Raw genomic sequence first — 7,124 nt, 5'->3', positions numbered from 1 at the left:
CCAGATAGTCTTGCTGCTGGTGATAGGCATGGTGTTATCAGTAATCACCAAGTTAAAACTTTGCCCGGCTGTTGCATTGAAAGTGAAACGTCCATTCTGCCCAGGAAATATAGTGGTCAAATTGAGGGGCGTAACACCAGAAATAAGATTCCCTGCTTCAATGTCTCTGGATAACACGACATTGAAGCTAACAGCATAAGATGAGCTTTGTATAAAACGGACAACATACGTATCACCTGCGACAAACCATTTGGGATTATAAAAATCACAGCTACTATCAACAGTAAATGTGCAGTTGTAAATCGCCGTGCCATCAGCTTTTTCCAGGTATACGGCGACATTTTTTGTGCCTGAACCGGTACCGGTGAAATTCAAACTAGTAAGACTTAGGCCATAAGCTTTACCTGCTTGAGCAGTGAAAGTATAACGACCATATTGACCCATAGGCAAATTCACGGAAGTCGTTCCGTCCATTGCCAATGTGCCGGTAGCATCAGATAGCAATTGAAGATTGATACTGCCTTTATCGAGCCCCAAAGGATCAATCAGGATAGTGTATGTTCCTGTTTCTGGAAGATTATTCAAGCCAATTACAGAAGAGCCAGTAATTAAATCGTAGGACCCCCACTGTGAACCGCTGCTACCGGCAGTGGGTTTGTAAATCCAAATAGTCTTTGCAGTGTAGACTGGTATGGTATTGCCAGTAATTGCCAAGTTAAAGCTTTGCCCAGCAACCGCATCGAAGGTGAATCGTCCATTTTGACCAGGGAATACAGTCGTCAGATTGAGGGGTGCAGCACCTGGTAAAAGAATGCCCACTTCAATGTCTTTGGATAGTAAAGCATTGAAACTCGCTACAAACGGGAAACTTGGAACAAAGCGAAGAACATAAGTGCCTGTCGTAGGAAACCATGAGGGCATATACAGGTCACAACTACCATCTGCAGTGAAAGTCCAGTCGTAGACTGCAGTACCATCACCCCTTTCAAGGTAGACTCTGACATTTTTAGTACCTGAGCCAGTGCCAGTAAACTTCAAATCAGTCAGGCTGAGTCCAAATGTTTTACCTGCTTCTGCAGTAAAAGTAAAACGTTGCATCTGAGCGGCAACAACACTCAGAGGTGTAACAGCATCAATGTTCATGGTACCAGCGGGTATCAATGACAGATTCAAATCTCCTTTGTCGCTTGAACCAGGTGTCAGAAAAATTGTATAAGTTCCACTGATAGGTAATTTCAGTAATTCAAAATTACCCATATTTGTGATAACCCCGCTTACCAGAAGATTGCCATCTGGTCGGTACACTGCGACATTGACGTTGGCAGCAAATGTTCCGGCTGTTGATAACAAGGATAGGTATTGCTGACCAACACCTTCAAACAGCAATACAATTTTTTTGCCTGCTGTGCTTGTTGATACTTTTGTAGCGGGTGTATTGACTGACAAACGCCCTGCATACCCAATATCCGCCGAACTTACCCCCGTCGGCAAACCATAGAAATCACTGGAGCTGATAGCCTGCCCGTAAGGTGTGGAGATAGCAATTTTTCCAGATACTGGTGACGCTGGTGGTGAGGTCAGCAGGCTACTGCTTGTGACCGAAGAGACTGTGGCAAAGCTATTGCCAAAACTGACTTTGTTGTCGGTTTTGACTGGCTGGTAGTTTGCACCGCCGACCGTAACGACTGTGCCGTTGCTACCCATATTGGGGGTAAAGCCGGTAATGGTCGGCGCACTGGCTGCGCCAACGACGAAGTCATTACTGCTGGTGGCTGTGCCGTTGGCATTGCTGATGGTGATTTTGCCTGTCGCGACATCTGCGGGCGCGTTTACTGTCAGGCTGTTTGCGGTGGCGGCCGTCACCGTTGCGGACTTGCCATTGAATTTGACAATATTGTTTGCAGCTACGGTATCAAAGCCGCTGCCAAAGATGGTGACCGTGGTACCTGCACTACCGCCGGAGGGAGAGAATTCGGCAATTGAGAGTGCTGTCGTGGTGTTCTTTTGTATATTCTGGATATTGCCAACGGCATCATAAGTGTATTGCACACTGTTGCCGTCAGCTGCTACCACGCTGACCAAGCGGCCAAGTTTGTCATACACGTATTGGACATCAGCCGCCAGCGCAGGCGATGCGAGATGCGTGCCCAGGCAGAGCGCTAGCAGGCATAAAGCGCGGTAAGGCCGCGCTGCAAATTGCCGGATGAAAATGCTTTGTGCTTCCAATACAATCGCCAACAAGCGTACAAGGCCATGTTTCAGGCAAAACCGGTGCTGCATTGTCATCCCTTTGCGTTCATCTATTGTCAGCATCGGGCTGATGCACGTAAAAATTACGGACAGGCAATAGTTAATTTATCTTAAAGTCATGTATTCCACACAACTATAATGCAAAGGGAACAAGTTCACTTAATTATTTTTTACTTTTATTTCCTTAAAAATAAAGACACCTGATGAAAAATATGGCAATAATTTGCATATCTTTTGACGATTGCCCGGCTCGAACTTATTTGGATGAGGGGGCAGATAACAGGTGTTTGGGCAACGGTGCACTGGTCAGGGATTTTAAAAATTGAACCAGGTCGGCTTTTTCCAGAGGGGTGAGTATCAGGGGTTTTTGTGATTCGGCGCTGCGGTAATAAATTTCCATTTCAACTGCGGCTTCCAGCGTGGCGACGCTGCCGTCGTGCATATAGGGGGCAGTCAGTGCTACGTTGCGCAGGCTGGGTGTGCGGAATTTGGCGATGTCTGCTGGCTTGAGGGTGACTGCAAAACGGCCAAGCTCGGCGATGTCTTCATCGCTGAGCACTGCCTGGTCCAGGCTGATTTTTTGTTCTTGCGCGCGCACCAGGCGTTGTGTCAGCTCTGGCAGGCGGGCTTCGATCTTTTTAAAGCCCACACCCAGGCCATGGAACTGGTTATCGGTGAACAAGGCGTGTGTCTTTTCTATCTTGTGACAGTTGATGCATTGCGCACTGCCGATGAAAAGTTGCAGGCCACGTTGCGCTGCGGGACTGATGCTGGCTTTATCTTGTTGAAAGTAATAGCGGTCAAACGGGCTGTCACCAGCTGCCAGGGTGCGCTCAAAACTGGCTAGCGCGCTGGCGACTTGTTCAGGGTTTATTGAGGCAGGTTTGATGTTATAGGCTTGCTGTATCAGTACGCGGTAAGCAGGATTTTTGTTTAAACCTGCGAGGATGGCTTGCTGGTCTTGCAGCCCATGTTCACGCGGATTTAAAAAGGGGTCCATGGCCTGGGATTCAAGCGTGCTGCGGCGGCCATCCCAAAACTGGCTTTGATTAAAGGCGGCATTGATGAGGCTGGGGGTGTTGCGTGTGCCAATTTGCCCTCTGATACCTTCTGCCAGTTTTTTACCGTCGCTAAAAGCCAGTTGCGGCTGATGACAAGTGGCGCAACTTACGGTGCCGTCGCGGCTCAGGTTTTTATCAAAAAAAATCTGCTGACCCAGCCTGCTTTTGGCAGCATTTGCTGCGTGTGGCATGTCTGGCAAACCCGTCAATGCCTGCTGATTGCTGTCTTCAGAAACAGCCAGGCGGCAAGCGGCTGACAACATCAACAGACATAGTAGTGCTCGCAATTTTTTGGGCATACGACCTGCGCTTTGATAAAAAATGAACATTGTACTATCGTCGGTCAGTCGCTCCTGTTTGCACGATCGACTGATAGCGACAAAAAAACCACGCTTCGGTTAACCACAAGGTGATCTGGCACGTTTCTTGATATGCTGTATTGGAACCGTAACCACGAGACTAGAACATGGCCAAGTTTTTCAATGAAATGCACGCCTATGACGCCAGTGCACCGGGTGCCGCTGCAATTGGTGGCGCGGGCGGAGAATTGACGCGGGAACATTACCGCGAGTTTTGCAACTGGCTGGCGCAACAACCGGCCGAACGATTGAAACGCAAGCGGGCCGAGGCTGACCTGAGTTTTCGCCGGGTGGGCATTACCTTTGCCGTGTATGGTGACGATGCGGGCACTGAGAGGCTGATCCCGTTTGACATCATCCCGCGCATTATCCATGCGGGTGAGTGGGCGCAATTGCAAAAGGGACTGGCGCAGCGGGTGCAGGCGCTGAACATGTTCATTCATGATATTTATCACGCCCAGAATATCATCAAGGCGGGCATCATCCCTGCTGAGCAAATCTATAAAAATGCCCAATATCGCCCTGAAATGCAGGGTATTTCTGTCGCTTCTGACATTTATGCCCATATTGCAGGTGTGGATATTGTGCGGGCTGGCGAGGGTGAATTTTACGTACTGGAAGATAATTTGCGGGTGCCCTCTGGCGTATCTTACATGCTGGAAGACCGCAAGATGATGATGCGGCTTTTTCCTGAGCTGTTTGCGCGTAACAAGATTGCACCGGTTGATCATTATCCTGACATGCTGCTGGATAACCTGCGCTCAGTCGCCCCTATGGGGGTGGATAACCCTACCGTGGTGGTCATGACGCCGGGCATGTATAACTCGGCGTATTTCGAACATGCCTTCCTGGCCCAGCAAATGGGTGTGGAACTGGTCGAAGGCCAGGATTTATTTGTCAATGACAATGCGGTGTTCATGCGCACTACGCGGGGGCCCAAACGGGTGGATGTGATTTACCGCCGTATTGATGATGATTTTCTTGATCCGCTAGCTTTCCGGCCTGACTCTTCTCTGGGTGTGCCGGGCTTGTTGTCGGTGTATCGCGCAGGCCGCGTGACGCTGGCGAATGCGATAGGCACCGGTGTTGCGGATGATAAATCGATCTACCCATTCGTGCCGGACATGATCAGGTTTTATCTGACTGAAGAACCGATCTTGAATAACGTGCCGACTTACCAGTGCCGCAAAGCCGAAGACCTGTCTTATACGCTGGCGAATCTGGGGGAACTGGTGGTCAAGGAAGTGCATGGTGCTGGTGGTTACGGCATGCTGGTGGGTCCGGCTTCGACCAAGGCGCAGATAGAAGATTTTCGTCAGCGTTTGCTGGCCAAGCCGGATGGTTATATCGCCCAGCCTACCCTGGCATTGTCGGCCTGCCCTACCTTTGTTGAAAGCGGCATTGCGCCACGCCATATCGATTTGCGGCCCTTTGTGTTGTCTGGCAAGACCATCTCGATGGTGCCAGGCGGCCTGACGCGGGTGGCCTTGGAAGAGGGTTCGCTGGTCGTCAACTCATCGCAAGGCGGTGGGACAAAAGATACCTGGATCCTTGAAAATTAAGTCAGGAGAAATTACATGCTGAGTCGTACCGCTGATCATTTGTTCTGGATGGCGCGCTATACCGAGCGTGCTGAAAATACTGCCCGTATGCTGGATGTGAATATCCAGACGTCGATGTTGCCGCAATCTGCCGAAGATGCTGAACGTGGCTGGCGTGCCATGCTCGGCATCTCTGAATTGCAGTCTGCCTTTGACCATCAATATGGTTTGCTGACGAAGAAGGATGTGCTCGACTTCATGGTGCGAGACCCGATGAATCCGTCCTCCATCGCCTCCTGTCTGAAAGAAGCGCGTGAAAATGCCAGGGCTGTACGCGGTACGCTGACGACTGAGGTGTGGGAAACGCAGAATGCCACCTGGCTGGATATGCAGGACAACTTGTCGCATACGATACTGGAAAACGACCCCAGCCAGTTTTTTGAATGGGTCAAGTACCGTTCGCATTTGTCGCGTGGCGTGACGCTGGGCACGATGCTCAAGGATGAGGCGGTGCATTTTATTCGCCTGGGTACCTTCATAGAGCGCGCGGATAATACGGCGCGGATACTGGATGTGAAATTCCACGGTGCCAAAGAAAGCGGGCGCGGCAATGACAGCCTGCAAAGGGATTTTTATTACTGGGCAGCGCTACTGCGCTCAGTATCCGGCTTTGAGATTTACCGCAAAGTCTACCGCGATGTCATCACGCCAGAGCGGGTGGCAGAGTTGCTGATGCTGCGTGGTGATATGCCACGCTCGTTGCTGGCCTGCATGGATGAAGTAGTCGGCAACCTGAAGGAGGTGCGCAATGACGTCTCAGCCGATACCGAGCGTTTTGCTGGTAAGCTGCATGCAGAATTGCAATTTGCCCGTATCGAAGAGATATTGGCAGAAGGCTTGCATGACAACCTGACCCGCTTTTTGGAAAATATTTTCGAACTGGGTAACCGCGTCAGCCGCGACTTCCTGGTCCCGCTGGCGGCATGAGAAAACATTATGCAACTTTTTATCCGTCACCAAACTATTTACCAGTATTCAGCGCCGCTGACATACACGATACAGCAGTTGCGCCTGACACCGCGTGCAGAGCAGCATCAGCACGCCATTTCATGGCAGATCAAGACGCCTGGGCAACGCCACGCCTATATCGACGCCTATGGCAACCCTTCGCATACGCTGACCATCACTGGCCAGCATCATGAAGTTGCCATTATTGCCGAGGGTCTGGTAGAACTGGCTACGCCTTACCAGGGGAGAATTACTGACCCGGATACCTTTTCACCGCTGGTATTTACGGTACCGACACGTCTGACAGAACCAGTGCCAGCAATCGTGGATTTTGCCCGGGCGCATTTGCCCGACAGCGGCAAGACCAGCACGACTGCACTATTAAATCTGGCTGCGCACATTCGCGGTGCGGTCGAGTATCAATCTGGTGCAACTATCGTGACGACGAGTGCAAGTGATGCCCTGCAACTGGGCCGCGGTGTCTGCCAGGACCATGCCCATATCATGCTAGCCTGTTGCCATGCGCGCGGCATCCCGGCACGTTATGTTTCTGGCTATATTGACCCGGAATCCACCGGCCATGCCGATAGCCACGCCTGGGTTGATGTATGGGTAGAAGACGCAGACTATAGCGGCTGGGTCAGTGTGGATATCACGCACGCCTGCCTGATGACGGATGCTTACTGCCGTCTCGCTATCGGACGCGATTATGATTCTGCAGCGCCAGTACGCGGAGTACGCCGTGGCGGTGGACTGGAGACTTTGAGTGTGACGGTACTGGTAACGCCGCGATAACTCCATGAATACGACCCTGGTCAATTGTTACAGACACTGCATACAATTGTGACAAGCGTATTTCAATACTCCGGTTTCGGGTAGAATTCTAGTTTCCATGGATCAAAACT

At 50.8% G+C, this 7,124-nt stretch carries 5 protein-coding genes; 3 read left to right on the top strand and 2 right to left on the bottom strand.

Annotated features, from left to right (window positions below):
- Together ACO0LG_RS24240 and ACO0LG_RS24235 are read right to left on the bottom strand one after the other, a co-directional pair.
- Positions 1-2,280, bottom strand: a 2,280-nt coding sequence (locus tag ACO0LG_RS24240; RefSeq protein ID WP_423030260.1) for an IPT/TIG domain-containing protein, incomplete at its 3' end; no start/stop codon positions are given.
- A 226-nt stretch (positions 2,281-2,506) separates the two neighbouring features.
- A complete protein-coding gene (locus tag ACO0LG_RS24235; RefSeq protein WP_423030259.1) occupies positions 2,507-3,610 on the bottom strand; it encodes a cytochrome-c peroxidase in 1,104 nt (367 codons plus the stop codon).
- Positions 3,611-3,777: 167 nt separating this feature from the next.
- Between ACO0LG_RS24235 and ACO0LG_RS24230 the strand changes: the two genes are divergently transcribed.
- The 3 genes from ACO0LG_RS24230 to ACO0LG_RS24220 are packed head-to-tail and all read left to right on the top strand — an operon-like array spanning position 3,778 to position 7,014.
- Positions 3,778-5,232 (top strand): circularly permuted type 2 ATP-grasp protein, encoded by a 1,455-nt coding sequence (locus ACO0LG_RS24230; protein ID WP_423030257.1) that lies wholly within the window; start codon positions 3,778-3,780, stop codon positions 5,230-5,232.
- A gap of 15 nt (positions 5,233-5,247) precedes the next feature.
- Entirely contained in the window at positions 5,248-6,198 is a 951-nt protein-coding gene (locus ACO0LG_RS24225) for an alpha-E domain-containing protein (protein ID WP_423030255.1), read from the top strand.
- Positions 6,199-6,207: 9 nt separating this feature from the next.
- The gene (locus ACO0LG_RS24220; RefSeq protein ID WP_423030253.1) at positions 6,208-7,014 is read left to right on the top strand and encodes a transglutaminase family protein; all 807 of its coding nucleotides are present in this window, start codon (positions 6,208-6,210) and stop codon (positions 7,012-7,014) included.
- The last annotated feature ends 110 nt before the right edge of the window (positions 7,015-7,124 follow it).

Source organism: Undibacterium sp. Ji42W (genome assembly GCF_049340405.1).
In the GTDB taxonomy this organism is placed as follows: domain Bacteria; phylum Pseudomonadota; class Gammaproteobacteria; order Burkholderiales; family Burkholderiaceae_D; genus Undibacterium.
The sequence above is the reverse complement of the archived record's forward strand: the minus strand, read 5'-3'. Positions and strand labels throughout refer to the sequence as shown.